Source organism: Ruegeria sp. AK4, from assembly GCF_056541025.1.
The window spans coordinates 85,154-110,625 of record NZ_JBQFXS010000010.1; the positions used below are offsets into that span (position 1 = coordinate 85,154).

The window sequence follows — 25,472 nt, forward strand, 5'->3', positions numbered from 1 at the left end:
GGAAATTGCGCTATGCGCGGCGGGTGGTGCGCCAGAGCGCCGCAAACAGGACCAATAGAACCACGAACACAGGACTGTCCCCGATGCGGGAATAAAGTGTCGCGCGCTGTGGCAAAGGCAGGGAGGCATCCACATACCCCGCCTGCCCAAGCGGCAACTGGGCCGTGATCCGCCCCAAGGGATCGATCATTGCCGAAACCCCGGTATTGGCAGAGCGCATCATCGGCACGCCCTGTTCGATTGCCCGCATCTGCGCCTGCGCCAGATGCTGATAGGGCCCCGACCGGGTTCCGAACCAGGCGTCATTGGTGATCTGCACCAGAAAATCGGCGCGCCCGGATGCGCGATTTACGTCCTGCGTAAACACGGCCTCATAGCAGATCAGCGGCAAGGCCCGACCCAGAACGCCCGCGTCAATCAATTCAGGCCCCGGCCCGGCGCTGAACCCGTTGCCGGAGGTTGCGGCAAGGCCGAAAATCCCGAACCGGGCCATCAGGTCGCCCAGCGGCACGTATTCGCCAAACGGGGCCAGATGATGCTTGTCGTATAACGCCTGCTGCTGGCCCGTCTCATCCAGATAGACAAGCGAGTTGTAAATGCGCGGCCCCTCGCTCCGCTGGATACCCAGCATGACCGGCGTACCCTGCGCGGCCTCGGCAATGGCCCCAAGATACGGTTGGGCGCTGTCCAGCCACGCAGGCACCGAGGTTTCGGGCCAGACGATCAGATCGGGTCTGGGTTGGGCCGCAGTGAATTCGATCTGCCGCGCGAAAAACAGCGGCGCGAAATCCGGGTGCCATTTCTGGTGCTGCGGCGCATTCGGTTGCACCAGACGGACGATGTGATCGCCCTCGACAACCGGAGGACGGGATGCGGCGTAACCAAAGGCCAGAACCGCTGTGCCCAGAGAAAAGGCGATGGAACCGATCCTGGTCTTCGCGCCAGCGCTTTCTGAAAAAACCGCGCCTAACGGCAAGGTCGCGCCAAGCGTCAGCGTGCCCAACCCATAGGGTCCCACCAGCGATAGCAACTGGGCGACCGGCGAATTCACCCAGATCTGTGCCAGACCGGCCCAGGGGAAGCCGGTCAGGATATATCCCCGCGCAAACTCGGCCAAGGACAAGGCAACTGCCAACAAGACGCCCTGACGAAGAGCCGATGCGTTCGGCCACCGCGACAGCCAAAAGGCCAGCGCCCAGAACAACGCCAGCCCGCCTGCCATGAAAACCAGCGCAAAAGGGGCCATCCACGCGTGCCGCTCGGCGTCGACCTGAAACGGTTCGATGATCCAGCTCAGCGCGTGGGCAAAATACCCGGTGGCGAAAAACCACCCGATCCAGGCCGCCCGCCCGCGAGTTTCGCTGGCAAGGAACAGGGGCGCGATCAGGATCAGGGCGACCAGAGTCGCCGCCCAATAGCCAAACGGGGCCAGACCAAATGCGCCCAGCGCGCCCAGCAGCCCTGCCAAAACAAGCCTCAGGCCAAAGGGCCAGCCCCGGGCAGGGTTCATGCAGCGATATCCGGCAGCATGACGCGCAGCCGCTTGATCCGGCGCGGGTCGGCGTCGATCACTTCGAACTCGGCCCCTTCGGGATGGCAGACCACCTCACCGCGTGCGGGCACGCGGCCGGACAGCATGAAGACCAGACCGCCCAGCGTGTCGATCTCTTCCTCGTCCACATCTTCGTGGCTGGTCAGAGAGCGCCCGATCTCAGCCTCGAAATCCTCAAGCGGGACGCGGGCCTGAACAACGTAGCATCCCGGCTTTTCCTGCACCCAAAGCTGATCTTCGTCGGCGTCGTGTTCGTCGGCAATCTCGCCCACGACCTGTTCGATCAGGTCTTCGATCGTCAGCAGACCGTCCACACCGCCATATTCATCGATCACCAAAGCCATATGCCGACGCTCGGTCTGCATCTTGGTCAGCAGAACACCGATCGGCATCGAGGGCGGCACAAACAGCAAGGTGCGCAGCATCGGCACCAAATCGAACTCGGTCGATCCGCCATTGAACCCATGCGTCAGCGCGAAATCCTTGAGGTGTACAAAGCCCAACGGCGTGTCCAGCGTGCCCTCATACACCGGGATACGCGACAGGCCGCTTTCACGAAACAGCTGAGCCAGTTCATCCTTGGCGACTGTCGAGGGCACCGACACGATTTCCGCGGTCGGGATGGCAACATCTTCGACCCGCATGCGGCGCAGGTTGATCATGCCACGGGGTTGCGCGCTTAGGGCTTCATGGCCGTTGGCCAGCTCGGTCTTGTCCTCGTCCGAGCCCGAAAACGCATCAAAAATTCGGGAAAAGAAACCGCTGTTCTCTTCTATGTCGTCGTTGCCGTCCTGTGGTTGCGCGCTTTGCGCCGCCCTAGAACTGCCGTCTGTATCGCCCATTTTCCTGTTCCAACTAATCGGGTGAAATTACCCGTTTCATATCCTATATGGGTCATCAATACCCATTTTGCCAAGTATCTTGACCTCGACCGCCTCCATCAGCGTGGCGTCGGGGTCGCGAATGTGATCATAGCCCAACAAGTGCAACGTTCCGTGAACAAGCAAATGGAGCACGTGATCGTCCATGGATTTGCCCGCCTCCGCCGCCTCGCGCGCGCATGTGTCATAGGCAATCGCAATGTCGCCCAAAGGGATTTCGCCGGTGAAATCCGGCTGCGGGATCGGCGGTTCTTGTCCGGCCTCTTCGGAGGCCAGGTCTTCGGCGGGCCAGCTGAGAACGTTTGTCGGCGCGGGTTTGTCGCGAAACTCGGCATTCAGTTCGGCGATGCGGGCATCGTCACAGCCCAAAACGCTGACCTCACACAGATCCGGGTCCAGCCCGCAATGCTGCAACACAGCGCTGATCGCCTGCAGCGACAGCGGTTCCAGCCCCGTCCAGCGCGGGTCTTCGACAGTTAACTCCAGATTCATGACGCCATTCCAAAACCCCGGATGCGGGCTCTGAAATCAACCTGTTTCGCGGCCCGAGTCGGCCTCATACGCTTCGATGATGGCGGCGACAAGCGGGTGGCGCACCACATCTTTCGAAGTGAAGTAGTTGAAACTGATGTTGGGGATCGTTTTCAGCAATCGCTCGGCATCGGCCAGCCCCGACTGAACGCCGCGCGGCAGATCGACCTGAGACCTGTCGCCGGTGATCACCATGCGGCTGCCCTCGCCCAGACGGGTCAGGAACATCTTCATCTGCATGGTGGTGGCATTCTGCGCCTCGTCCAGCACCACAAAGGCATTGGCCAGAGTTCGCCCGCGCATAAAGGCCAGCGGCGCAATCTCGATGCGTTTTTCTTCGATCAGCTTGGCGAGTTGCTTGCCGGGCAGAAAATCATTCAGCGCATCGTAAAGCGGCTGCATGTAGGGATCGACCTTGTCCTTCATGTCGCCTGGCAGATAGCCCAGCTTTTCACCGGCCTCGACGGCGGGGCGGCTGAGGATGATCCGGTCCACATGCCCACCGATGAACATCGAGACGCCAACGGCCACCGCCAGATAGGTCTTACCGGTCCCCGCCGGGCCAATGCCAAAGGCCAGTTCGTTGTTGAACAGCGACTGAACATAAGCCTTTTGCGCATCCGTCCGGGGTTCGACGAGCTTCTTACGCGTCTTGATCTCGACCGTGCCGCCTTTGAACATCTCAAGCTGATCGCCGTCGCGGCTGCCGGTTCCCTTCTCGGAATCGCCCATCCGAAGCTCGCGGTCGACATCCGCAGCCTCGACCTCGCGCCCGCCTTCCAGACGGGTGTACAGCGCCTGCAGGACATCAATCGCCTGTTTCTGGGCGTGTTCTTCCCCCATCACCACCAGTTGATTGCCCCGGCGGATGATCTGAACGGAAAGCTTCTGTTCGATGTCAGCCAGATTGCGGTCGTATTCGCCACAAAGATCAATCAACAGTCGGTTGTCGGGAAACTCTACAAATGCCTCATGTTGCGGCATCTCGTCTTGCGGTGGGGTCAGGGCACCGATGGCCAATCCGTTCTCCTGTCTTGGCGTTTCAACCTGAGCGTAGACAACAAAACTTGGTGGGCGCAAGGCACAGTTTTAAAAAATATGGTGTAGACGACAAATCGGACAACAGGTGCCGGAAACCGGCATGATTCCCGGGATTGGTCAGAACGTGTAGTTCAGCCCGAAACGCAGCCCGCGGTAGTTGGGCGTGGATTTTGTCGAAAAGCCCGATTCGAACTGGACTACCTGGGATTCGAACTGCACGTATTCGTATTCGCCCGTTATCGACCAGTTTTCATTCAGCCGATGCTCGGCCCCGATGCTGGCCGAAAATCCATTGCGCGTGTCGGAATCGCGAAAGGCCTGAAACGTGGGCCCTGACCCAAAGCTGTTGGTTGTTTCGACATCCCCGCGCACATAGCCGATGGTCACATAATAAAGAATGCTCTTGCTGCGATTCGTCACGCCGCTTCGCAGCCGCAGGGACAGCACATCCGAAACCCGGGATCCGCCCCGCACGGGGGTGCCGCTGACTTGCGTTGCAACATCATCCTCGAGCGATCCGAAATCGTACCCAATCTCAACGCCGTAAACATAGTCGCGCCCGCCGAAAAACGGCAAAATCCCGCGCCAGCCGCCGCGAATACCGCCGTAATTCCCGGTCAGGTCCTGTTCGCCAATCGCGAAGGTTCCGGCGGGCGTGTTGAGCCCGAAACGGTCATCACTGCCAAAGCCATAAGCACCGCTTACTCCAAGATAAAAGGCGCTGACATCACTGCCGATACGGTTGGGGCTGACCACGTCGGGGTCTGTGACGGTTCCTGTCAGGTCTCCGGCAAAGGTGGCACTGGCAAAGAAAGTCACCACCGAAGCCACCGGTACCGCGCGCAGGACCTTCGACAAGCTGAGTCTTTCCATAATTGTCACTCGCACCCTCCATCGCTTTCACCCTGAAACGGATCAGCGCAGACCGAAACCTAACAAGCGCAAAACCACGCCCGGAACAAGACTGGCTACCCTCGGAACATAGTTCCAAAGGATAAATCAAGGGTAAATTTCAGAAACAAACACCAACGATGGTATCTGAAACGCGGTTAAAGGCGGGATTAAATCAGTGCGCCTGCAAGCGAATTTGCACCGGATTCAGTGATGCGCACGTGCCTCAGATCACCGGCCGCAATGTCCGGGCCGGTGACATGAACCGAATGCAGATATTCTGACTTTCCAACCATCTGACCCGGCAATCGGCCCGGCTTTTCAAACAGAACCTTGACATTCCGACCCACCATCGCGTCCTGAATTTCCCTTTGATGCCGGGTGATCAATGCCTGCAAACGCTGCAGGCGCTCGTCTGCCGCCGAGGGATCAACCTGCGCGCGCTCTGCCGCCGGGGTTCCCGGGCGTGTCGAGTATTTGAAGGAATAGGCATAGCCGTATTTGACCTGCTCGACCAAATCCAGCGTGGCTTGGAAATCCGCCTCGGTTTCCTCGGGGAAGCCGACGATGAAATCGCCAGACATGACAATATCCGGCCGCGCGGCGCGGATGCGTTCGATCAGGCGCAGATAGCTGTCTGCCGTGTGACTGCGGTTCATCCGCTTCAGAATCCTGTCCGAGCCTGACTGAACCGGCAAATGCAGATAAGGCATCAGCTTTTCACAAGTCCCATGCGCCTCGATCAGATCATCCGCCATGTCGTTGGGGTGCGAGGTGGTAAAGCGGATACGTTCCAGCCCGTCCACCTTGTTCAACTCCCAGATCAGACCGGCCAGAGTCATATCCCCGTTCGGTCCCGCCCCGTGATAGGCGTTGACATTCTGGCCCAGCAGAGTGATCTCGCGCACGCCGCGTTCAACCAGATCGCGCGCCTCGCGCAGAATGCGGTCGGCGGGGCGGCTGACCTCGGCACCCCGTGTATAAGGCACCACGCAGAAGGCGCAGAACTTGTCGCAGCCTTCCTGCACGGTCAGGAACGCGGTCGGGCCACGTTTGGCTTTGGGACGGTTCCTGAGCTTCTCGAACTTGTCCTCTTCGGGGAAATCCGTATCCAGCGCCTTTTTGCCCGTCCGGGTCTTGGCCTCCATCTCGGGCAGGCGGTGATAGCTTTGCGGGCCGACCACCAGATCGACCAGAGGCTGCCGGCGCATGATCTCTTCACCCTCGGCCTGCGCGACGCAACCGGCAACGCCGATCTTCAGGTCGGGCTTTTCGGCCTTAAGACCTTTGAAACGGCCCAGTTCGGAATAGACCTTTTCCGCCGCCTTTTCCCGGATATGGCAGGTGTTCAGCAGGATCATATCCGCATCGTCTGCGGATTTGGTTTCCACATAACCCTGACCGCCAAGCGCTTCGGCCATACGCTCGCTGTCATATACATTCATCTGACAGCCATAGGTCTTGATAAACAGCTTCTTCGGTTCGGACATTTGGCAGGCCTTTGCATTCGCTGGATCGGCGTCATCTATATGCAACGAACGCCGCTTGCAATGGTGGCGCAATTACCCGAATTTGGCGGCAGTTTCCAGCAAGGCGGCACCGAAAACAGGCGATGCAGTACGAATCCCCCGACCATTTTCTGAACACCGGCAAGGCGGCGCTGGCAAAGGGCCCCGTCGCCCTGATTTTCGCCGAGGATGATACCGAGGTCGAAGGCACCCTGCGCCATCACCTGAAGCTTGGCTTCAAATCGGTGATCGCGTTTATGCCCGAAGAGTTGGAATTGGACCTGGCGCTTGAGGGCCAGGTTCATCGCGTCACCCTGAAATGCGCGCCGCGTTCGGTGGTGTTCGAGACGATCAACCGGATCATCGCCTCGGCCCCCGGCATCTGGATGTATTACTGCTACAACGCCGAATACCTGTTCTTTCCCTTTTGCGAGACCCGCAGCATTGGCGAGTTGCTGGCATTTCACAGTGAAGAGCGCCGGAACGCGATGCTCAGCCATGTGGTCGATCTGTATGCGGACGATCTGGGCGCCTTCCCGAACGGCGTTGCCCCCGATCGCGCTATGATGGACAGCACCGGGTATTATGCACACACGCGCCACGACGCCTCAGGCCAACCGCTGGACCGGCAGCTTGATATGTCCGGCGGTCTGCGCTGGCGGTTCGAAAACCACATTCCTTACGAACGTCGCCGCATCGACAGGATCGCCGTGTTCAAGGCGCAAAAGGGCCTGACCCTGTTGCCGGATCACACGTTCAACGACCCAGAATACAACACCTATTCCTGCCCGTGGCATAACAACATGACAGCGGCGATATGTTCCTTCCGCGCGGCCAAGGCATTGAAACGAAACGCAGGCTCGACCTTCGACATCCCGACCTTCCGCTGGCGCAACTCGATCCCCTTCGACTGGAACTCGCGGCAATTGCTCAATTTGGGCCTGATCGAACCCGGTCAATGGTTCTGATCCGCACTTCATCTGGCCAAAAATATCCCGGGGGAGTCGCGGCCTGCCGCGACGGGGGCAGCGCCCCCAAGTCACCGCCGCAGCAAAACCGGAAACCAATCCTCGCGCAGACGCTGGCCCGGCACCATCTCATGCCCCGGAAACGGCGGTGAGGTGCGCCCCGGGCGTTCGGCATAGCGCGCGTCGTCCCCGACCAGACGCAGCGAAAACGCCCTGCGGCGTCTGTCAGACTGGTTGCCGCGCGCACCGTGCAGGGTGCGATAGTTAAACGCAACGGCATCGCCGGGTTCCATTTCGAACTCAACAACCCTCATCCCCTCGGCATCCGGGTCGGGAACGGGGATGTACTGGCCTTCATCCGGAAAGAACCCTTCCTCGGACACCCAGCGCGTCGGCAGCACCTCTTTCTCCCAGCGGTGCGATCCGGCAACGCAGCGCAGGGTCGCCTGTTTCACGGGGTCCAACGGAGACCAGAAGCTGATCGTTTGCTGGCCCTCGACAAAGTAATACGGCCCGTCCTGATGCCAAGGCGTGGCCATGGATGTGCCCGGCTCTTTGACCAGAACATGGTCGTGAAACATCTGCACGGTCTGCGACTGCATCAGGTCCGCCGCAACTTCGGCTGCGGGTGAGGTCTGGATCACATCGCGAAACTGGGGGATACGGGTCCAGTTGCAGTAATCATCAAAGAACCGGCCGGTTTCGCCCTGTTTCTTGTTTTCCGACGCATAAGGCCCGGGATCGGCCATATTCGCAGCCACCCCGTCACGCAACTGGTCCACGTGATCCGCAAACAAACCTTTGATCAGAACAACTCCGTCGGTCTGGAAGGTGTCGATCATGTCAGCGGAAACGAGCGGATGTGGCATTGGGCTCTCCTTGAGGTGTCCGCCTCAGTTTGCGTCGGAACATATCTTCTGTTCAAATCATATCTCGCAAAGCTATAATTAACTTCATGTTATATATTTCCTTGCGCCAGTATGAATATGTCTGCGCCATCGGGCGCTATGGCAGCTTGTCGGCGGCGGCCCAAAACCTGAACGTTTCACAGCCGGCCCTGTCGACCGCGCTGACCCGGGTCGAATCGCTTTTGGGCTATCCGTTGTTCATCCGTCGGCGCGGGGCTGCGATGGCATTGACCCCGCAAGGCCGCAGGTTCATCGAACGGGCCGAGGATGTTCTGAAATCCGCGGCGCGAATCGAGGCGTCGGACACAGCCGAACAAGGCGCGAAACATCTGCGGCTCGGCTGTTTCACGGATCTGGCCCCGTTTCATCTGGCCTCGGCCCTTCGGCACCTGCGGGCGTCGCTGCTCAATGTGGCGACCTCCTACAAAGTCGGACCGTTTGAAAACCTCTTGCAAGACCTGATCGACGGTCAGGTCGACATCGCAATAACCTACGATCTTGGCATGGATGCCGGATTTTCCCGAACGACCCTGTTCGAGAACCGCGCAGGCGCGATCCTGTCACCCGACCATGCACTGGCAAAGCGCGGGCAGGTCACATTGTCGGAACTGGAGCACCACCCGCTGATCCTGTCGAACGAAGGCCTGTCGGCGCAGCATATTCTGGCCCTGTTCCGCCGAAACGGGCTGAACCCGCGGGTTGCCCACAGAGCGGCGTCATTGGAGATTCAGCGCAGTCTGGCCGCCCATGGCGAAGGGGTGGGAATCAGCTACGCCAACCCGCCCGGCAACCTCAGCTATGACACCAAACCGCTGGTCAGGCTGCCCATCACCGACACGGACGCGACCGAAGCCGTTGTCCTTGCCCGTCACGGCACAGGGCCAACGGACAAGACACTTGCCATGGCCGAGCGTGTTTTGATGGAAAACCTGACGGCAGAGCGCGCTATTTCGTCCGGCGCAGCCGGATAACAACATCCACCGACGCGATCTCGACCCCTTCGGGCGCTTCCGGAAGGCGCTGAATGACCAGCTCTTCCGACGGCGCATCGCTGAGACGGCCCTCATCTTCCCAGAAGAAATGCGGATGATCGTGGGTGTTGGTGTCAAAATAGCTTTTCGAGCCATCCACCGTGATCTCTTGCAGGACACCTGCGTCGCAGAAAGCACGCAGCGTGTTGTAGACCGTCGCCAGCGAAACCGCGTCGCCGTTGGATTTGGCGGACTCGAACAGGCTTTCCGCCGTCACATGACGATGGCGGCCATCGCCCACCAAAAGCTCGGCCAGGGCCACGCGCTGCCGCGTGGGGCGTAATCCGGCGTTGACCAACCAGTCTGTCGCGATGTCCCGGCTCTGAGGTGTCATGGGTCCGATACCTGTTGCTGTTGTCCTTATATATAGGGGAGGCCAGTGACGAATTTCAAATGAAATTCATTCGCAAAGAATGTCGTACGCACAACATGATGTGGCGCGCTGCTCTTGCAGGCCCTTGCAAACGGGTGCTAGACGAGGCCAGATTACACGAACGGACCCCTGGCAGGAGAGGCGGCAGAATGGCCCAATTCCCGAGCAGCTTTGACAAGGACGATCTGCTGAAATGCGCGCGCGGCGAATTATTCGGCCCCGGCAACGCGCAGTTACCCGCCCCGCCGATGCTGATGATGGATCGGATTACCGAGGTGTCCGCCGATGGTGGTGCGCACGGCAAAGGCCATATTCTGGCCGAGTTCGACATCACCCCCGACCTGTGGTTCTTCGAATGCCATTTCCCCGGCAACCCGATCATGCCGGGCTGTCTGGGCCTTGACGGTCTGTGGCAACTGACCGGTTTCAACCTGGGCTGGCGCGGCTGGCAGGGGCGCGGCATGGCCGTGGGGGTTGGCGAGGTCAAGCTGACCGGCATGGTCCGCCCTGACCGCAAAATGCTGACTTACAAAATTGATTTCAAGAAGGCGATCCAGACCCGCCGCCTGACTATGGGTGTGGCGGATGGTATCGTCGAAGCGGACGGTGAATTGATTTACGACGTCAAAGACATGAAAGTCGTCCTGTCTGACGCCTGAGGCAGACCGGCCCGAAACAAGGAGCACGCATATGCGTCGAGTAGTTGTCACCGGTTTGGGGATCGTCTCCTCCATCGGGAACAATGCCCAAGAGGTTCTGGCCTCGCTCAAGGCCGGCAAGTCCGGCATTGAGGCAAATGAGCAAATGGTCGAACACGGCTTTCGCAGCCAGATCGCCGGATCGCTCAAGATCGATGTGGCCGAGCACGTGGACAAGCGCACCTTGCGCTTCATGGGCCCCGGTGCCGCCTATGCCCATATCGCCATGAGCCAGGCGATTGCCGATTCCGGGCTGAGCGAAGATCAGGTCGTGAACCCGCGCACCGGTCTGGTGGCCGGGTCCGGTGGCCCGTCGACCAGCGCCATGCTGACCGCGCATCAGACGGTGCTGAAAACCGGTGCAACCAAGCGGATCGGCCCCTTCGCGGTGCCGAAATGCATGTGTTCGACGATTTCGGCGAACCTTGCGACCGCGTTCAAGATCAAGGGTATCAACTATTCGATCACCTCGGCCTGCTCGACCTCGCTGCATTGCATCGGCAACGCGGCGGAACAGATCATGCTGGGCAAGCAGGATGTGATGTTCGCTGGCGGCGGCGAGGAACTGGACTGGACCCTGTCCTGCCTGTTCGACGCGATGGGTGCGATGTCGTCGAAATATAATGACACACCCGACAAGGCCTCGCGCGCATTCGACGAAAACCGCGACGGGTTCGTGATCTCGGGCGGCGGCGGCATTGTCGTGTTGGAGGATCTGGATCACGCCTTGGCACGCGGCGCGAAAATCTATGCTGAGGTCACCGGATATGCCGCGACCTCGGACGGCCATGACATGGTCGCCCCATCCGGCGAAGGCGGCGAGCGCGCGATGCGCCTGGCCCTGTCCACGGTCCCCGAGGGCCGCAAGGTCGGCTATATCAACGCCCACGGCACCTCGACCCCGGTCGGCGATGTGGGTGAGGTTGAGGCCGTGCGCCGCATCTTCGGCGAGGGCAACGTGCCGCCAATTTCATCGACCAAGTCGATGACCGGTCACGCGCAGGGCGCGGCGGGCGCGCTGGAAGCGATCTTCTGTCTGCTCATGCTGGACAATGATTTCATTACACCGTCGATCAATGTCGACACATTAGCCGAAGGCATCCTGCCCGGTGAAATTGCCACTCATGTGGTCGAAAATGCAGGCCTGGACAGCGTGATGACCAACAGCTTCGGCTTTGGCGGCACCAACGGCTCCATGGTTCTGTCCAAGTATAACGGGTGAATACGATGTCGGAAGTTATGAAAGGTAAGCGCGGCCTCATCATGGGCGTGGCCAACGACCGCTCGATTGCCTGGGGTATTGCAAAAGCCATGCACGAGGCGGGCGCGGAACTGGCCTTCACCTATCAGGGTGAGGCCTTTGGCAAGCGGCTGGAGCCGCTGGCCCAGAGCCTTGGCAGCGATTTCATGGTGGATGCGGATGTCACCGACGACGCCTCGCTGGATCGCGCCTTTGGAGAACTCGCTGAACGCTGGCCCACCATCGACTTTGTGGTGCACGCGATTGCGTATTCGGACAAATCCGAACTGACAGGCCGTTTTCTGAACACCACCCGCGCCAATTTCAAGCATTCGCTGGATGTGTCGGCCTATTCCTTCATAGAGGTTGCGCGCCGCGCATATCCGATGATGAAAGACAATGGCGGCTCGCTGCTGACGCTGACTTATGCAGGTTCGAACCGGGTGGTCCCGAACTACAACGTCATGGGCGTGGCCAAGGCAGCGCTGGAATCGGCGACCCGTTATCTGGCCAACGATCTTGGCCCGGATGGCATCCGCGTGAACGCTATCTCGCCCGGACCGATGAAAACGCTTGCCGGTGCCGCCATCGGCGGCGCGCGCAGGACCTACAAGTTCTGCGACCAGAACGCACCGATGCGTTCGAACGCGACATTGGAAGCCGTCGGCGGCACTGCCGTCTACCTCGCCTCGGATGCCGGAGCCTTTACGTCGGGCGAGATCATTCGCGTCGATGGCGGCTTCCATGTGCTGGGAATGCCACAGCCCGATTTCATGTGACCCCATCTTTCCCTGCCGCCGCCAAGATTTAACCATCTTTCGGCGGCAGGAATACGGGCATGAGCAAGCTAGACCAAATCATTGCCAACAGCCCCCGCGCGTCGCAAGTCCGGCGCAGGCAGGGTTTCCTCAGCCAGCGCGCGCGTGTCCTTCTGCTGACGCTTACATCGCTTTTGCTGGTGTTTATCTTCTACACCCAGCCGCAAGTGCGTGCCGCAATCGATACCTTACTGGGTTAAGACACGGGCCGCCTGAACGGCCCGGCCCCTGCTTCAGTTGATCGAAACCACTTCGATATCGAAAATCAGATCCTGCCCGGCCAGCGGGTGGTTTGCATCCAGCGTCACCGTTGCCTCGTTCACATCAACCACGGTCACCGGCAACGCCTGACCATCGGGTGTCTGCATCTGCAACTGGGTTCCGGGCTCAAGCGGGATGTCATCCGGGATGCCCTCGCGCGGGATATCCTGCCGCATCCCCGGATTGATCGGGCCATAGGCATCGACACAGGCGATTTCTACCCGCTTCTTGTCGCCAACGGCCAAACCGGGCATGGCGCTGTCCAGACCGGAAATGATCTGACCCGACCCCACCACAAACTCCAGTGGATCGCGCCCGTCCGAACTGTCAAAGACATTCCCGTCCAGCAGTGTCCCGGTGTAATGGATGCGAACAGTGTCGCCCTGTTTGATTTCGCTCATGCTGGCCTCCGGCCTTAAAAGAAATGAACGGCCAACCCTAAGGGCTGGCGTCATTATGTAAACCCTCGGCCTTTTCATGCGCCGCTTTCCTGTGCAAATCTGCGCGCAAATAAGGGGAGAGGGCAGATGGCCATCAAAACATGTGTATTCGACGCCTATGGAACGCTTTTCGACGTCGCCGCCGCGGCGCGTCAGGCAGCGACCGAACCGGGTTTCGAAGCCCTGCGGGACAAATGGCCCGAGGTCGCAGGCCACTGGCGTCTGAAACAGCTGCAATACACCTGGCTGCGCGCGGTGGCCGATGCCCATGCCGATTTCTGGGACGTCACGCAGGACGGGCTGGATTGGGCGCTCGAGGCCGCGGGCCTGCAAGGCGACGCAGCTTTGCGCCAGCGATTGCTGGACCTCTACTGGGAACTGCAGGCTTACCCCGAGGTCCCCGCCATGCTGAAAGCCCTGAAAGACGGCGGGCTGCAGACGGCCATCTTGTCGAACGGGTCCCCCCCGATGCTGGATGGCGCGGTGCAGTCGGCGGACATCGGCGATGTGTTGGACGATGTTCTGTCGGTCGAAAGCGTCGGGGTCTTCAAGCCACATGCGCGCGTCTACGATCTGGTGCAGGACCGGTTCGGCGGCACCCGGGACGAGGTTCTGTTCGTCAGCTCAAACGGATGGGACGCCGCCGGGGCCAGCGGCTATGGCTTTGTCACCGCATGGGTCAACCGGGCGGGTGAACCGATGGACCGGCTGCCCTGGACGCCAGCCCATGTCCTGTCCGACCTGACCACGATCCCCAAACTGGCAGGGCTGTAATGGCGGATTTCACGACCTCGGACGGCAAACGCCTTTACTTCGAGACCGCCGGAGACGGGCCGCCGGTCCTTTGCCTTGCCGGGCTGACGCGAAACAGCCGGGATTTCGATTTCGTCGCGCCGCATCTGCCCGGCGTGACCCTGATCCGCATGGATTACCGGGGGCGCGGGTTATCGGACTACGATCCCGACCACATGAACTACAACATTCTGCGGGAATCCCAAGACGCGATCGAGTTGCTGGACCACCTTGGCATTGACCGCGTGACCCTTCTGGGCACCTCGCGCGGGGGGCTCATCGCGATGGCGCTGGCCGCCAGCCACCCGGATCGGCTGGCCGGTGTCATTCTGAACGATGTGGGGCCGGTGATCGAACCTGAAGGCATCGCCAAGATCATGGAATATGTCGGCATCCAGCCGACTGCCAATTCCTATGACGAAGCCGCGCAAACACTGAAAAAAGTGATGGAGCCGCAGTTCCCCGGTGTGCCGCTGGAAGTATGGCGCAAATTCGCGGAAAACCAGAACAAATCCGAACAAGGCAGCCTGCGCCTGCGCTACGACACCGCCTTGCGCACCGCGCTGATCGAACAGGCCGCTGCCCAAGAAACGCCGGACCTATGGCCGCTATTCGACGCCCTGCGCGACATCCCCACCGGCGTGATCCGGGGGGCGAACTCGGATGTCCTAGGCAAGGAAACGCTGACCCAAATGCAAACCCGCCACCCCGCCCTTATATCAGCCGAGGTGCCGGATCGCGGACATGTTCCCTTTCTGGACGAACCCCAATCTTTGGACGTCATTCGCAAGGTTCTGAACGCGACATGAGCAGCATTGAATTGATCGAGGCCGCAGCCCACCGGCTGCAGGGCCATGTCAGGGAAACACCCCTGCTGTCCTCTCCGTTTCTGGACAAGATCGCGGGCCGCCGGGTTCTGGTCAAACCCGAATGCCTGCAGCACACGGGCAGTTTCAAGTTTCGCGGCGCATGGTCTGCCATTTCCGCCCTGAGCGATGCCGACCGTCAGCGCGGTGTGATCGCCTATTCCTCGGGCAACCACGCACAGGGCGTGGCGCTGGCGGCGTCGAAACACGGCATCCCGTCGGTCATCATCATGCCCTCGGACGCCCCCAAGCTAAAGATCGAGAACACCAAGGCCCTCGGCGGCGAGGTGGTTCTGTACGACCGGGCATCGGAAAGCCGCGAGGAGATTGGCGAGACGCTGGCGGCCGAACGCGGCCTGACCCTGATCCGCCCCTATGACGAACCGCAGGTGATCGCCGGACAGGGCACCACCGGTCTGGAGATTTCGCGTCAGGCATCGGAATTGAGCGTGACCAAGGCCGACGTACTGGTCTGTTGCGGCGGCGGCGGTCTGACCTCGGGCATCGCTCTGGCGCTGGAAAAACATGCCCCCGGCCTGCGCCCCCGCACCTGCGAGCCCGAGGGGTTTGACGATGTCAAACGCTCACTCGCCTCGGGCCATATCGAGAACAACACTGCGACCTCGGGCAATATCTGCGACGCGATCCTGACGCCGCAGCCGGGGGACATCACCTTTCCGATCCTGAAACGTCTCTGCGGTCCGGGGTTGGCGGTTTCGGAAGAAGAGGCCTTGCGGGCAATGGCACTGGCTTTCCTGCGCCTCAAGATCGTGCTGGAACCCGGCGGCGCGGTGGCGCTGGCCTCGGCCCTGTTCCGCAGGGATGACATTTCAGGGGACACGGTGATCGCGGTTGCCTCGGGCGGCAATACCGACCCTGACATCTTTGCCAAAGCGCTGGAATTCCTGACCTGACAGTCAGGCCGCAACTGTGCAAGTTTCCGGTGTGACAACAAGGACTTATGCTATGAAATGCGCTGATCTCGGCAATGTGCAGCTTCATTACCGTATCGACGGCACCCCGGACGGTGCCCCGGTGGTTTTCGCCAATTCTCTGGGCACCGATCTGCGGCTGTGGGATGCCGTCCTGCCCCACCTGCCCGCGGGTCTGCGCATCATCCGGTACGACAAACGCGGGCACGGCCTGTCATCGGCCCCGCCCGCGCCCTATTCGATGGGCGCGCTGGTCAAGGATGCCGAGGCGCTGCTGGATCACCTTGAAGTACGCGACTGCGTCTTTGTCGGGCTGTCCATCGGTGGCCTGATTGCGCAGGGCCTGGCCGTGAAACGCATGGACCAGAATCGCGCATTGGTGCTGTCGAACACAGCCGCCAAGATCGGCACCCCGCCCATCTGGCAACAGCGCATGGATGCGGTGCGCGCGGGCGGGATCGAAGCACTGGCCGATACCACGATGGAACGCTGGTTCTCGCGCGATTTCCGCGCCAAACCGGACCATCTTCCGTGGCGCAACATGATGGTGCGCCAGCCGATCGACGGCTATCTGGGCTGTTGCGCAGCGATCTCGGGAACCGATTTCTACACCCCGACCAGCGGCCTGCGTCTGCCGGTTTTGGGCATTGCGGGCAGCGAGGATGGCTCGACCCCGCCCGATCTGGTACGAGAGACCATCGACCTGATCCCCGGTTCCAGATTCGAACTGATGCGCCGGGCGGGCCACTTGCCTTGCGTCGAAAAACCAGCCGAATACGCGGCGCTGCTGCAGCGCTTTCTCAGCGATATCGGACATATCTGAAGGAGCATCACGATGGCGGATTTCCTTTTGATCCACGGTTCATGCCACGGCGCCTGGTGCTGGCGCGATCTGACCCCGGCGCTGCAGGCCCTGGGCCATACGGCGCGCTCGATTGACATGCCCAGCCACGGCTCGGACCCAACACCAATCCCCGAGGTCACGCTTGACAGTTGCCGCGACGCGATACTGGCCGCGTCAAAGCCCGAGACGGTGATTGTCGGCCATTCCTGGGGCGGCTACCCGGTCAGCGCCGCCGCCGAAGCGCAGCCCAATGCCATGCGCGCGCTGATCTACCTCAGCGCCTATGTCCCGCGTGACGGCCTGTCGATGGCCGATATGCGCAGGCGCGGACCCCGGCAAACCATTGTGGACGCGGTCGAGAAATCCTCGGATGGCCTGTCCTATACCGTCCGGCCCGATTGTGTGCAGGCGCTGTTCTATCACGATTGCGCGCCCGAAATCCTGCCCTTCGCCTTTGCCCGCCTGTGCCCGCAGGCGATCCGCCCGCAGGAAACGCCCTTGCCCCTGACAAAGCGGTTCGACCGCGTGCCAAAGGCCTATGTCCAGACCACGGATGACCGGACCGTTCCGCCCGAATACCAGCAAGAGATGAGCAAGGGTATTCCGGCGCATCTGCGCTACAGCATCGACAGCTCGCACTCGTCCTTCTTTTCGCATCCGCAACGGCTGGCAGAGATCCTGACCGAGATCGAAACTGCGCTGTGACCAGACGTCACTCGCTGCGTGCCTCAGGAATTCTTTGCCAAAGCCGCCGTGATCGCTAGGGTCGGCGCATCGGTTCAATCCAGCGGTTTCCATGCGTCTGCCTTTCGCCTTTGTTCTTTGTACGGTCATGATCGACGCGATGGGCATCGGCCTTGTGATGCCGATCATGCCGCAGCTTATTGTCGAGGTTCAGGGCGGCACACTCGCCAGTGCCGCGATATGGGGCGGCGTCCTCAGCACCGCCTTTGCCGCCATGCAATTCGTCTTTGGCCCTGTGTTGGGCAACCTTTCCGATGCCTATGGCCGCCGCGCCGTCCTGCTGGTGTCGCTCTTTGTCATGGCGCTGGATTACGTGGTCATGGCAATCGCCGGCAGCATCTGGCTTTTGCTGATCGGGCGCATTGTCGGAGGGATCACCGCAGCCACACATTCAACCGCCGCCGCCTTCATGGCGGATGTGTCGAAACCCCAGGACAAGGCCGCGAATTTCGGCCTGCTGGGGGCCGCGTTCGGTGTTGGGTTCGTCCTTGGCCCGGTCATTGGCGGCCTGCTCAGCGAATACGGAACCCGCGCCCCGTTCTGGGCCGCTGCCGCCCTGTCAGCGCTGACCTTCGCTGCCGGTCTGCTGGTCATGCCCGAAACCGTCACCGACAAAACCCGGCGCGCCTTCAGTTTGCGGCGTGCCAACCCGGTGAATTCCCTGCGCGCCGTGGCCGCCCTGCCCGGCATCCGACCGCTGCTGGGGGTCTATTTCCTGTATTCCGTGTCGATCTACGTCTACCCGGCGATCTGGTCCTATTTCACGACCGAGCGTTTCGGCTGGTCGCCGCAGATGATCGGGCTGTCGCTGGGAGTCTACGGCATCGGCATGGCCGCCGTGCAGGGCGGGCTGATCCGTCCTGCCACCCGCTATCTGGGCGAACGGGTCACGATCATTTACGGCTTGGTGTTCGAGGTCATCAGCTTTATCCTGCTGGCCTTCATAACCAACGGAACCATCGCCCTGCCGCTGATCCCCATCACCGCGCTCGGGGCGGTGATCACGCCCGCGCTGCAGGCGATGATGTCACGCGCGACGCCGGATTCTCAGCAAGGCGAGTTACAGGGCGTTCTGGCCGCGCTTCATGCATTGTCCATGGTCATCTCGCCGCTTGTGATGACCAGCGTCTTCGCGTGGTTCATCCGGCCTGACACCGCGCTCTACCTTCCGGGTGCGCCGTTCCTGCTGGCTTTGGTCCTGATGCTGGTGGGGTTTGCCCTATTTCTGCGATCCCGGCCTGTCGTAGCGTAACAACGACATATGAATGGCGTTTTCCACCTTGCGAGGCAGCATTTCCCGCGCCACCGTGGGCCAAACGGGAGCAAAGTCCAACATGCAAAGAATAAAAGCCGCAGTGTGCCGCGCCTTCGCCGAGCCGCTGGTCATCGAAGAGGTCCAACTGGCCGCCCCCGGCACCGGAGAGGTCGAAGTGACGCTGGACGCCGTGGCCATCTGCCATTCGGATATCTCTTACGCCGATGGCGCATGGGGCGGGTTTCTGCCCGCCGTCTACGGCCATGAAGCCGCCGGTGTCATCAGTGCCGTTGGCGACGCAGCCGGCGGCTTCAAGGTTGGCGACGCGGTTGTGGTGACCCTGATCCGCGCCTGTGGTTCGTGCCCGTCCTGCGCGGGCGGCCAGCCGACGATCTGCGAAACGCCCTATGACGCCATCAACGGGCCCCTGCGCACCGGTGGCGGGGAACCGCTGGAACAGGCGATGGCCTGCGGCGCTTTTGCGGAAAAGGTCGTGGTCAGCCATCGCCAGATCGTCAAAATCCCCGACACGATGCCCAAGGACGTCGCCAGCCTGCTGTCCTGCGGTGTGATCACCGGGGTCGGCGCGGCTGTGAATGCAGCGAACCTGCGGCCCGGTCAGGACGTGGTTGTCATCGGCGCAGGCGGTGTCGGGCTGAACGCCATTCAGGGCGCGCGCATCGCAGGCGCCCGCCGGATCGTCGCCGTGGACATGACCGAGGAAAAGCTGGACATCGCCCAGGAATTCGGCGCGACCCACGGCGTTCTCGCCAACCAGAAAGAGCCATGGAAGGTCGCCTACAAGGCGCTGGGCGGGCGCGGGGCGGATGCGGTTCTGATCACCGTCGGCGCTATTCCGGCCTATGAACAGGCCCCTCGCTATCTGGGGCGCGGCGGCAAGGCGGTGATGATCGGAATGCCCCACTCGGGGGATGAGGCCACTTATGAACCGGTGGTTCTGGCGGCTCTGGGCCAAGGCCTTGTCGGATCGAAAATGGGCGATGTGGTCATTCAGCGCGACATCCCGTGGATGATCGACCTGTACGAACAGGGGCGTCTGAAACTGGACGAGTTGATCTCGGGCCGCTGGTCGCTGGATCAGATCAACGAGGCGATTGCGGACACCAAGACCGGATCGGCCAAACGCAACGTCATCATTTTCGACAAGCGCTGAGCCGTCAGGCAGGAGGGTCAGGGATGAAACTGCAGGATCTCGACATCATCGTCACCGCCCCTCCGGCCCCCGGCTGGGGCGGGCGCTATTGGATATTGGTCAAGGTGACCACCGACACCGGCATCACCGGCTGGGGCGAATGTTACGCGTCCTCAGTGGGGCCCGACGCCATGCGCCACGTGATCCGCGATGTGTTCGAACGGCACATGCTGGGCGAAAACCCCGAAAACATCGAGCTGATGTTCCGACGCGCCTATTCCAGCGGCTTCACCCAACGCCCCGATCTGACGGTGATGGGGGCGTTTTCGGGGCTGGAAATCGCCTGTTGGGACATCCTCGGCAAAGACCGCGACCGCCCGGTCTATGCGCTGCTGGGCGGAAAAATGAATGATCGCATCCGCGCCTATTCGTACCTCTACCCCCTGCCCCAGCATAACCTGACCGACTTCTGGACCTCGCCGGATCAGGCGGGCGAAACCGCCGCCGTGCTTGTCCGGCGCGGATTTACGGCGGTCAAATTCGACCCTGCTGGTCCGTACACGATCCGGGGCGGGCATATGCCTGCGATGTCCGATATCTCGATGTCCGTGGCCTTCTGCAAAGCCATCCGCGAGGCTGTGGGCGACAAGGCCGACCTGCTGTTCGGAACGCATGGCCAGTTCAACACCGCCGGCGCGATCCGTTTGGGTCAGGCGCTGGAGCCCTACTCGCCGCTTTGGTTTGAAGAACCCACGCCGCCGGACATGATCGAAGACATGGCCCGCGTTGCGCGCAACGTTCGCATTCCCGTCGCCACCGGCGAGCGCATGACCACCAAGGCCGAGTTTGGAGCGGTTCTGCGCGCCGGTGCCGCCGAGATTCTGCAACCTGCTTTGGGCCGCGCGGGCGGGATATGGGAGATGAAAAAGGTCGCTGCAATGGCCGAGGTGTTCAACGCCCAGATGGCCCCGCACCTGTATGCCGGGCCGGTGGAATGGGCGGCGAATGTCCATCTGGCGGCGTCGATCCCGAACCTGTTGCTGCTTGAGACGATTGAAACGCCGTTCCACGATCAGCTTATCAAGGGCGCGATCCGGGTCGAGGATGGGTTCGTAACCCCGCCAACCGCGCCCGGGCTGGGGATCGACGTGGACGAGGCGCTGGCCCGCGCTCATCCCTATACCGGCGACGGGCTGCACCTGCAGATGCAGGAGGACCCATGCGATTATGTCAACGGCAATGCCTTTCAGGGCGGCGCCCCGGCTGTGGACGAATAAGCTGACCCGATCGAGCCGGTGGGGATAGGCCTGCCGTTACGGCATAAGTGCGAAGATATGGTCCGGGTTCTGCGCTCTGCTAGTTCGACACATACCCGGCGATCACCTGCAGCAGCTTGAAGGCTGTTGCGGCATCGTTTTCGACCACCGCAAGGAATTCTTCCTCACCGATCCGCAGACAGGACAGGTCGGTTTCGGCCACCATACTCAGCGCGCGCGGCTCTTTCCGGATCAGGCCCAATTCGCCCACCAAAGCACCGGGGCCGACCTTGATGATCAACTGGTCCGGCTCGTCCGCGTGCGGAAGGTACAAACCGGCCTCGCCTTCCAGAACCACATAGGCCCCATCCGTTGGCTGATCGTCCTTCAGGAACACGACCTGCCCGGCGCTGGCTTCGAACCAGCGCGCACCAAAGGCAAGCAGGCGCAACTGCCTGCGGTCCAGCCCGGAAAACAACGGCGTCTGTTCCAGCGCCCGCAGCTTGCGCGCGAGGTCGGCCGAGGCGGCGCTGTCCTCTTCCACGTCTTTTGGTCCTTCATCCGACACCACCCGACCCTGCCGGATTTCGACGAACATGTCGAATACCTCGGGGCTGTCGAAGTGGTCGTTCAGGTAGATCACGGTCGTCTCTGGCAGCAACTCGCGCAGGTTCTTGTACACGGCGACCTGGGTTTGCATGTCATAACTGGCCAGCGCGTTTTCCAGCAGCAGGATGTCCGGTTTCTTGACCGTCGCACGGGTAAACGCCAATGGCTCGGCAAAAACCGCGGGCAGGTTTTGCCCGCCCAAGGCCACCGGGATGTCGTAGATCAGCTGCACCACCAGCGGGCGCGCACCGTTTTCGGCCAGTACATCCACGATCAGCTTGCGCGCCTCATCCGACCGCGACGCGCCGATATCGCTGATTTTGCCGAACAGCGCGTTTTCCATCACCGTCAGACCGGGGGCAAACCGATCCGGGTCGAGCGGTTCGTAAATGTCACGCAAGCGCTCCAGCAGCTTTTCCGAATGGCTTTGACGCAACTGCAGAATCCGGTCTTTCAACTCGTCCGTGAAGGCCGGACCGATCTGTTCGGCCGAGATCGCCAAGGGCACCGCCAGCAGATTGGCAAGCTGATCGTCGTCCAGCCCGGCGGCGCCTTCTTTGCGGGTCCGCTCGACCAGTTCGACGGCGGTTTCGTAGACCCGCGCCTCCAGCCCCAGCTTACGGAACAGCGGATGATCGGTGCCATCCAACCCGAAGATCTGGCGCAGCATGTCAATCACATCGCGGGTCAGCGCGATCAGGGTTTCGTCCAGCCCCAACTCGCGCAATTGCCCCAGAAAGACGGTCTGCTGGGCCAGCACCTCTTGCGTGACCGGCACGCGCGGGGTGGCAAACAGCAGGTTTTCGGCCACGGGCAATGCCGGGTTATAGACGTCGCGGTCAAAGACCAACGCCTGCTGCTCCAGCCCCGCCTTTTGAACGGCCTGCTGCACCAAGGGCCGCAGCTCGACCAGTTTCTGCGCCAGATCCGGGTGTTCGCCCGGATCAAAAACCTGCTCGGCCCCGCGTTGGAACAGGGCCGCACCGGACCCCATGCCGTCGATCAGTTGCACCCACCAGTCGCGCAGCGCCTTGGCGCTGTCGAGGCCGACCAGATTGGGATCCAGCCACTCGGTCTGAAACGGGTCGGCGCTGTTCCCGGCTCTCAGCGTTTCGGGGAACCCCGGATCGTCTGTTGCGCCTTCGACCGGTTTGAACCGCATCGGCATCATGACGTTGTCGCCCAGCGAGCCCTGAAACATCACCGGCCGGGACGAGGCATAGCCGATGCGCGACGCCACTACCGCCTGATGTAAGCTCGCCAGATTGTGCCCGCCGATTTCGACACGGCCGGCGCTTGGCAGAATCTCACGCGTCAGCAGCTCCGCCACGGCACGCCGATCCTCTTCGCTGGGCGCGGCGATGCCGATGGTCTGACCGCTTGGGAAGGTCAGGTTCAGGTCATCCAGAACCTGATTGCCATCCATATCGCGGACCGAGACGCCATCCAGCACGATGTCCCCATTCAGGCGGGGGCGGTCTTCGGGCTCACCTTCGAACAGGTTTTCGTCCTGCATGCCTGCCGGGGCAAAGCGCTCGATCACCACATCCCAGCGCAGCGACATGTCCTGCGTCTGGTTGTAATAGGTCAGCAGTTCCTTCCACGGCGAGCTCAGGTCTTTATACGCGGCCAACGCCGCCACCAGCGCCCCTAGCGAGACCGAGCCCTGCAGCACCAGCAGACCGCCGACCAGATAGAACATGAAGGGCGTCAGTTGCGAAATGAAGTTGTTGATAAACTTCATAAAGAACTTCTTCTGGTAAATCTCGAACCGGATACCGAACAGCCGCCCCAACTGGTCCGAGACCAGCGCCCGCCGGTACCGCCAGCCGCCATTGCCGCGCAGGGTTGCGGCCCCGGCGGCGTTTTCGCCGATCTGCGCGGCCAGAACCCGCACCTCCTGAATGCGTTTCTTGTTCAGCAGGTTGATCTGCCGCTGCAGGCGCGGGATCAGCCAGGCCTGAACCGGGATCAACGCGACGGCGGCCAGACCGAACCAGACGCTTTGCAGGAACAGGAAGGACAGGATCGTGATCATCTGCCCCGCCTGCAAAACCGGCTGGCTGATCGCGTCGCCCATCAGCCCGCCCATCGGCTCGCTTTCGGCGGTGACCATCGAAACCAGTTCGCCCTGGCTGACCCGTTCGAAATACGGCTGCGGAAAGCGCAGGGCGCGGCTTATCAGCTGATAGCGGAAGCGGCGCAGCATACGTTCGCTCAGCACACCTTTCATGGTGTTGATGCGCATCTTCATCAGGCCATGGCCCAGCACCGCCCCCAGAAAAGCAAAGCACAGGATGATCAGAAACGTCGTCTGCGGCAGGCTGAAGCCCCAGACATTGACGATACTGCTGGTGGCACCGATCGCGTCGTTGATGATGCGTTTGGGCAGTTCCAGTGTCAGGTAGAGCAGCGGAAACAACGTCGACGTCACGGCCAGCAGGATCAGCTGGTCGCGTTTGGAGTATTTCCAGATGAACCGAAAAATCGTGCGTTCTATGGAACCCGCCCCTGCTTTTGATCAATGGTTCGAATTTGGTTTAATGCGCGCAAAGTGAACAGCCCGAAGTTACCGTAATCCAACCGAAATGCGCAAATTATTTTGAACCTGAAAAAATCTTCACCTTGTGTGAACTAGTTCATTTGCGCGACCGTGTTTTAGCGCATAGTGTCTAATCTGGGACGATATCGGGAGAATGCTGTTGACGGCCAGTATTGGCGCTGTGTTTCTTATGCTCTGCCTTTTGCAGATAAAGCATATGTTTGCCGACTTCTACCTACAGACACCAAAGATGCTCGCCGGGCGTGGCGAGTATTTTCACGTGGGCCGCGCGCAACATGCTGCCGTGCATGTTGTGGGGTCGATCATCGTTTTCCTGCTGTTCGGCGCGCCGCTGTCCTTCATCCTGATCATCGCGGCGCTGGAGTGGATCATTCACTTCAACATCGATTTTGCCAAGGCCAGCTATTCCGACAAAAACAAACTGCAGCCGAACCAGCCCGCATTCTGGCGGGCCGCCGGGCTGGATCAGTTGATGCACAACCTGACCTATGTCGCCATGGTCTGGGCCTGGGTGACATTCGCAACCTGAACGCAGCCTTGCGTCAGGCAACGTGCTGCAACGCGCTTTCCCGATAAATCGCCAGCCACAACCGGTCCAGCGCATCGATTTTCCGGGGGTCAAACCGGTGTCCGGCCTCCCAATACCGGCCCGATGGAACATAGTAGCCAAGTTCGGCTTCCATTGTCAGTGCTGCGCCCATTCCTTGCGTGGGCATTAGCCGGGGCGCTGTCAGTTTTTCCTTTCGCGCCGAGGGGAAAACCAGCCGGCTCTCCCCTTTGGACAACCGCACTACGCGGCATCCTTGTGCCGCGGCAATCAGGCCCAGCCGCGCCGATTTGGCCTCGAGCGAGCGCAGGGTTATGTCGTCGCGCAGCGGGTCAGCGCTGCCCGAGCCATAGAAATGTGTCCGGCCAGTCGCCGTGTAGACCATATCGCAGCCAAAAAAGGCCAGAACCGCAGGCCGCAATGCGGACAGGGCCCAATAGCCTGTGGTAAAGGCCATCGTACCGCCCGCATAAACAAAGCCGCCATATTCGTTCTGGCGCGGCACATATTCGTCCGCGCTGACGATACGCTGCCCGTTCACGGGCGTTTTGGGGCGTTTCTCTGCCGGAAAATCCTCGGGGTGGATCAGAACATCCCAGTCCGCGCGGATACGCCAGGCATTGTTGATCGCGACGATATGCGTGAAAGGCGCACGGCCCCAATCCCGCGCATCAAGTGCCGAAGGCGCGCTTCCTAGGATCAGAACTTTGTTCTGCGGGTCGGTCATCACGGGTCCGGCTTTTTGCACGTCCCGTGACACCTAGCGCAAT

26 protein-coding genes are annotated in these 25,472 nt (G+C 61.1%); 15 read left to right on the top strand and 11 right to left on the bottom strand.

Going from position 1 to position 25,472, the window contains the following annotated elements; translation table 11 throughout:
• Window positions 1–10: 10 nt before the first annotated feature.
• From lnt to miaB, 6 genes are all read right to left on the bottom strand, one after another.
• On the bottom strand, window positions 11–1,510 hold the full coding sequence (lnt, locus tag ACR0EZ_RS17240; protein WP_480615395.1) for an apolipoprotein N-acyltransferase: 1,500 nt from the start codon (window positions 1,508–1,510) through the stop codon (window positions 11–13).
• Window positions 1,507–2,394, bottom strand: a complete 888-nt coding sequence (locus tag ACR0EZ_RS17245) for a hemolysin family protein (RefSeq protein ID WP_480615397.1) — start codon at window positions 2,392–2,394, stop codon at window positions 1,507–1,509. Before ACR0EZ_RS17245 ends, lnt begins: the two co-directional genes overlap by 4 nt.
• Window positions 2,395–2,430: 36 nt before the next feature.
• Window positions 2,431–2,925: an rRNA maturation RNase YbeY gene (ybeY, locus tag ACR0EZ_RS17250; protein ID WP_480615399.1), complete on the bottom strand. Its 495-nt coding sequence runs from the start codon at window positions 2,923–2,925 to the stop codon at window positions 2,431–2,433.
• Between the two features lie 36 nt (window positions 2,926–2,961).
• On the bottom strand, window positions 2,962–3,984 hold the full coding sequence (locus tag ACR0EZ_RS17255; RefSeq protein ID WP_480615401.1) for a PhoH family protein: 1,023 nt from the start codon (window positions 3,982–3,984) through the stop codon (window positions 2,962–2,964).
• 138 nt (window positions 3,985–4,122) lie between these two features.
• Window positions 4,123–4,878 carry an outer membrane protein gene (locus ACR0EZ_RS17260; protein WP_480615517.1) on the bottom strand — a complete coding sequence of 252 codons (756 nt, stop codon included), beginning with the start codon at window positions 4,876–4,878 and terminating at the stop codon, window positions 4,123–4,125.
• A 188-nt stretch (window positions 4,879–5,066) separates the two neighbouring features.
• Window positions 5,067–6,386, bottom strand: coding sequence for a tRNA (N6-isopentenyl adenosine(37)-C2)-methylthiotransferase MiaB (miaB, locus tag ACR0EZ_RS17265; RefSeq protein WP_480615403.1), 1,320 nt, complete (start codon window positions 6,384–6,386; stop codon window positions 5,067–5,069).
• A 122-nt stretch (window positions 6,387–6,508) separates the two neighbouring features.
• Here miaB and ACR0EZ_RS17270 point away from each other — a divergent pair, with 122 nt between their 5' ends.
• Entirely contained in the window at window positions 6,509–7,372 is an 864-nt protein-coding gene (locus ACR0EZ_RS17270) for a hypothetical protein (protein ID WP_480615405.1), read from the top strand.
• 71 nt (window positions 7,373–7,443) lie between these two features.
• On the opposite strand, the gene ACR0EZ_RS17275 is transcribed toward ACR0EZ_RS17270, so the two are convergent.
• A complete protein-coding gene (locus ACR0EZ_RS17275) occupies window positions 7,444–8,241 on the bottom strand; it encodes a phytanoyl-CoA dioxygenase family protein (protein WP_480615407.1) in 798 nt (265 codons plus the stop codon).
• Between the two features lie 86 nt (window positions 8,242–8,327).
• Here ACR0EZ_RS17275 and ACR0EZ_RS17280 point away from each other — a divergent pair, with 86 nt between their 5' ends.
• Complete coding sequence (locus tag ACR0EZ_RS17280) at window positions 8,328–9,251, top strand: LysR family transcriptional regulator (protein ID WP_480615409.1); 924 nt, start codon at window positions 8,328–8,330, stop codon at window positions 9,249–9,251.
• On the opposite strand, the gene irrA is transcribed toward ACR0EZ_RS17280, so the two are convergent.
• Window positions 9,226–9,645, bottom strand: coding sequence for an iron response transcriptional regulator IrrA (gene irrA, locus ACR0EZ_RS17285; RefSeq protein ID WP_480615411.1), 420 nt, complete (start codon window positions 9,643–9,645; stop codon window positions 9,226–9,228). The genes ACR0EZ_RS17280 and irrA overlap by 26 nt on opposite strands.
• 188 nt (window positions 9,646–9,833) lie before the next feature.
• On the opposite strand from irrA, the gene fabA reads away from it, so the two are divergent.
• The 4 genes from fabA to ACR0EZ_RS17305 are packed head-to-tail and all read left to right on the top strand — an operon-like array spanning window position 9,834 to window position 12,640.
• A complete protein-coding gene (fabA, locus tag ACR0EZ_RS17290; protein WP_480615413.1) occupies window positions 9,834–10,343 on the top strand; it encodes a bifunctional 3-hydroxydecanoyl-ACP dehydratase/trans-2-decenoyl-ACP isomerase in 510 nt (169 codons plus the stop codon).
• A gap of 31 nt (window positions 10,344–10,374) precedes the next feature.
• Complete coding sequence (fabB, locus tag ACR0EZ_RS17295) at window positions 10,375–11,604, top strand: beta-ketoacyl-ACP synthase I (protein ID WP_480615415.1); 1,230 nt, start codon at window positions 10,375–10,377, stop codon at window positions 11,602–11,604.
• 5 nt (window positions 11,605–11,609) lie between these two features.
• Window positions 11,610–12,401: an enoyl-ACP reductase FabI gene (locus ACR0EZ_RS17300; RefSeq protein ID WP_480615417.1), complete on the top strand. Its 792-nt coding sequence runs from the start codon at window positions 11,610–11,612 to the stop codon at window positions 12,399–12,401.
• A 59-nt stretch (window positions 12,402–12,460) separates the two neighbouring features.
• A complete protein-coding gene (locus tag ACR0EZ_RS17305) occupies window positions 12,461–12,640 on the top strand; it encodes a hypothetical protein (protein ID WP_480615419.1) in 180 nt (59 codons plus the stop codon).
• A gap of 33 nt (window positions 12,641–12,673) precedes the next feature.
• Here the strand turns inward: ACR0EZ_RS17305 and ACR0EZ_RS17310 are convergent, their stop codons facing one another.
• Entirely contained in the window at window positions 12,674–13,102 is a 429-nt protein-coding gene (locus ACR0EZ_RS17310) for an FKBP-type peptidyl-prolyl cis-trans isomerase (protein WP_480615421.1), read from the bottom strand.
• Window positions 13,103–13,228: 126 nt separating this feature from the next.
• Between ACR0EZ_RS17310 and ACR0EZ_RS17315 the strand changes: the two genes are divergently transcribed.
• From ACR0EZ_RS17315 to ACR0EZ_RS17350, 8 genes are all read left to right on the top strand, one after another.
• Window positions 13,229–13,915, top strand: a complete 687-nt coding sequence (locus tag ACR0EZ_RS17315; protein WP_480615423.1) for a haloacid dehalogenase type II — start codon at window positions 13,229–13,231, stop codon at window positions 13,913–13,915.
• A complete protein-coding gene (locus ACR0EZ_RS17320; RefSeq protein WP_480615425.1) occupies window positions 13,915–14,742 on the top strand; it encodes an alpha/beta fold hydrolase in 828 nt (275 codons plus the stop codon). The genes ACR0EZ_RS17315 and ACR0EZ_RS17320 overlap by 1 nt, the downstream gene beginning before the upstream one ends.
• Entirely contained in the window at window positions 14,739–15,713 is a 975-nt protein-coding gene (locus ACR0EZ_RS17325) for a threonine ammonia-lyase (protein WP_480615427.1), read from the top strand. The genes ACR0EZ_RS17320 and ACR0EZ_RS17325 overlap by 4 nt, the downstream gene beginning before the upstream one ends.
• 52 nt (window positions 15,714–15,765) lie before the next feature.
• Entirely contained in the window at window positions 15,766–16,554 is a 789-nt protein-coding gene (gene pcaD, locus ACR0EZ_RS17330) for a 3-oxoadipate enol-lactonase (RefSeq protein ID WP_480615429.1), read from the top strand.
• Between the two features lie 12 nt (window positions 16,555–16,566).
• Window positions 16,567–17,280, top strand: coding sequence for an alpha/beta fold hydrolase (locus tag ACR0EZ_RS17335; RefSeq protein ID WP_480615431.1), 714 nt, complete (start codon window positions 16,567–16,569; stop codon window positions 17,278–17,280).
• A gap of 91 nt (window positions 17,281–17,371) precedes the next feature.
• Window positions 17,372–18,571, top strand: a complete 1,200-nt coding sequence (locus ACR0EZ_RS17340) for a TCR/Tet family MFS transporter (RefSeq protein ID WP_480615433.1) — start codon at window positions 17,372–17,374, stop codon at window positions 18,569–18,571.
• Window positions 18,572–18,653: 82 nt separating this feature from the next.
• Complete coding sequence (locus tag ACR0EZ_RS17345; protein WP_480615435.1) at window positions 18,654–19,748, top strand: Zn-dependent alcohol dehydrogenase; 1,095 nt, start codon at window positions 18,654–18,656, stop codon at window positions 19,746–19,748.
• A gap of 23 nt (window positions 19,749–19,771) precedes the next feature.
• Window positions 19,772–21,004, top strand: coding sequence for a mandelate racemase/muconate lactonizing enzyme family protein (locus ACR0EZ_RS17350; protein ID WP_480615437.1), 1,233 nt, complete (start codon window positions 19,772–19,774; stop codon window positions 21,002–21,004).
• Between the two features lie 79 nt (window positions 21,005–21,083).
• Here the strand turns inward: ACR0EZ_RS17350 and ACR0EZ_RS17355 are convergent, their stop codons facing one another.
• Entirely contained in the window at window positions 21,084–24,080 is a 2,997-nt protein-coding gene (locus ACR0EZ_RS17355; protein WP_480615519.1) for a cyclic nucleotide-binding domain-containing protein, read from the bottom strand.
• A 208-nt stretch (window positions 24,081–24,288) separates the two neighbouring features.
• On the opposite strand from ACR0EZ_RS17355, the gene ACR0EZ_RS17360 reads away from it, so the two are divergent.
• Window positions 24,289–24,684 carry a DUF3307 domain-containing protein gene (locus tag ACR0EZ_RS17360; protein WP_480615439.1) on the top strand — a complete coding sequence of 132 codons (396 nt, stop codon included), beginning with the start codon at window positions 24,289–24,291 and terminating at the stop codon, window positions 24,682–24,684.
• A 13-nt stretch (window positions 24,685–24,697) separates the two neighbouring features.
• On the opposite strand, the gene ACR0EZ_RS17365 is transcribed toward ACR0EZ_RS17360, so the two are convergent.
• Window positions 24,698–25,429 carry a hypothetical protein gene (locus ACR0EZ_RS17365; RefSeq protein ID WP_480615441.1) on the bottom strand — a complete coding sequence of 244 codons (732 nt, stop codon included), beginning with the start codon at window positions 25,427–25,429 and terminating at the stop codon, window positions 24,698–24,700.
• Window positions 25,430–25,472 lie beyond the last annotated feature (43 nt).

Bases quoted from the DNA above. Each gene is read 5' to 3' on its own strand.
- ACR0EZ_RS17275 (WP_480615407.1), bottom strand. From the start codon at position 8,241: ATGCCACATCCGCTCGTTTCCGCTGACATGATCGACACCTTCCAGACC.
- ACR0EZ_RS17310 (WP_480615421.1), bottom strand. From the start codon at position 13,102: ATGAGCGAAATCAAACAGGGCGACACTGTTCGCATCCATTACACCGGG.
- lnt (WP_480615395.1), bottom strand. From the start codon at position 1,510: ATGAACCCTGCCCGGGGCTGGCCCTTTGGCCTGAGGCTTGTTTTGGCA.
- ACR0EZ_RS17345 (WP_480615435.1), top strand. From the start codon at position 18,654: ATGCAAAGAATAAAAGCCGCAGTGTGCCGCGCCTTCGCCGAGCCGCTG.
- ACR0EZ_RS17260 (WP_480615517.1), bottom strand. From the start codon at position 4,878: ATGGAAAGACTCAGCTTGTCGAAGGTCCTGCGCGCGGTACCGGTGGCT.
- ACR0EZ_RS17320 (WP_480615425.1), top strand. From the start codon at position 13,915: ATGGCGGATTTCACGACCTCGGACGGCAAACGCCTTTACTTCGAGACC.
- ACR0EZ_RS17270 (WP_480615405.1), top strand. From the start codon at position 6,509: ATGCAGTACGAATCCCCCGACCATTTTCTGAACACCGGCAAGGCGGCG.
- irrA (WP_480615411.1), bottom strand. From the start codon at position 9,645: ATGACACCTCAGAGCCGGGACATCGCGACAGACTGGTTGGTCAACGCC.
- ACR0EZ_RS17305 (WP_480615419.1), top strand. From the start codon at position 12,461: ATGAGCAAGCTAGACCAAATCATTGCCAACAGCCCCCGCGCGTCGCAA.
- ACR0EZ_RS17325 (WP_480615427.1), top strand. From the start codon at position 14,739: ATGAGCAGCATTGAATTGATCGAGGCCGCAGCCCACCGGCTGCAGGGC.
- ACR0EZ_RS17350 (WP_480615437.1), top strand. From the start codon at position 19,772: ATGAAACTGCAGGATCTCGACATCATCGTCACCGCCCCTCCGGCCCCC.
- ACR0EZ_RS17300 (WP_480615417.1), top strand. From the start codon at position 11,610: ATGTCGGAAGTTATGAAAGGTAAGCGCGGCCTCATCATGGGCGTGGCC.
- pcaD (WP_480615429.1), top strand. From the start codon at position 15,766: ATGAAATGCGCTGATCTCGGCAATGTGCAGCTTCATTACCGTATCGAC.
- ACR0EZ_RS17280 (WP_480615409.1), top strand. From the start codon at position 8,328: ATGTTATATATTTCCTTGCGCCAGTATGAATATGTCTGCGCCATCGGG.
- ACR0EZ_RS17245 (WP_480615397.1), bottom strand. From the start codon at position 2,394: ATGGGCGATACAGACGGCAGTTCTAGGGCGGCGCAAAGCGCGCAACCA.
- miaB (WP_480615403.1), bottom strand. From the start codon at position 6,386: ATGTCCGAACCGAAGAAGCTGTTTATCAAGACCTATGGCTGTCAGATG.
- ACR0EZ_RS17315 (WP_480615423.1), top strand. From the start codon at position 13,229: ATGGCCATCAAAACATGTGTATTCGACGCCTATGGAACGCTTTTCGAC.
- fabA (WP_480615413.1), top strand. From the start codon at position 9,834: ATGGCCCAATTCCCGAGCAGCTTTGACAAGGACGATCTGCTGAAATGC.
- ACR0EZ_RS17335 (WP_480615431.1), top strand. From the start codon at position 16,567: ATGGCGGATTTCCTTTTGATCCACGGTTCATGCCACGGCGCCTGGTGC.
- ACR0EZ_RS17360 (WP_480615439.1), top strand. From the start codon at position 24,289: ATGCTGTTGACGGCCAGTATTGGCGCTGTGTTTCTTATGCTCTGCCTT.
- ybeY (WP_480615399.1), bottom strand. From the start codon at position 2,925: ATGAATCTGGAGTTAACTGTCGAAGACCCGCGCTGGACGGGGCTGGAA.
- ACR0EZ_RS17340 (WP_480615433.1), top strand. From the start codon at position 17,372: ATGCGTCTGCCTTTCGCCTTTGTTCTTTGTACGGTCATGATCGACGCG.
- fabB (WP_480615415.1), top strand. From the start codon at position 10,375: ATGCGTCGAGTAGTTGTCACCGGTTTGGGGATCGTCTCCTCCATCGGG.
- ACR0EZ_RS17365 (WP_480615441.1), bottom strand. From the start codon at position 25,429: ATGACCGACCCGCAGAACAAAGTTCTGATCCTAGGAAGCGCGCCTTCG.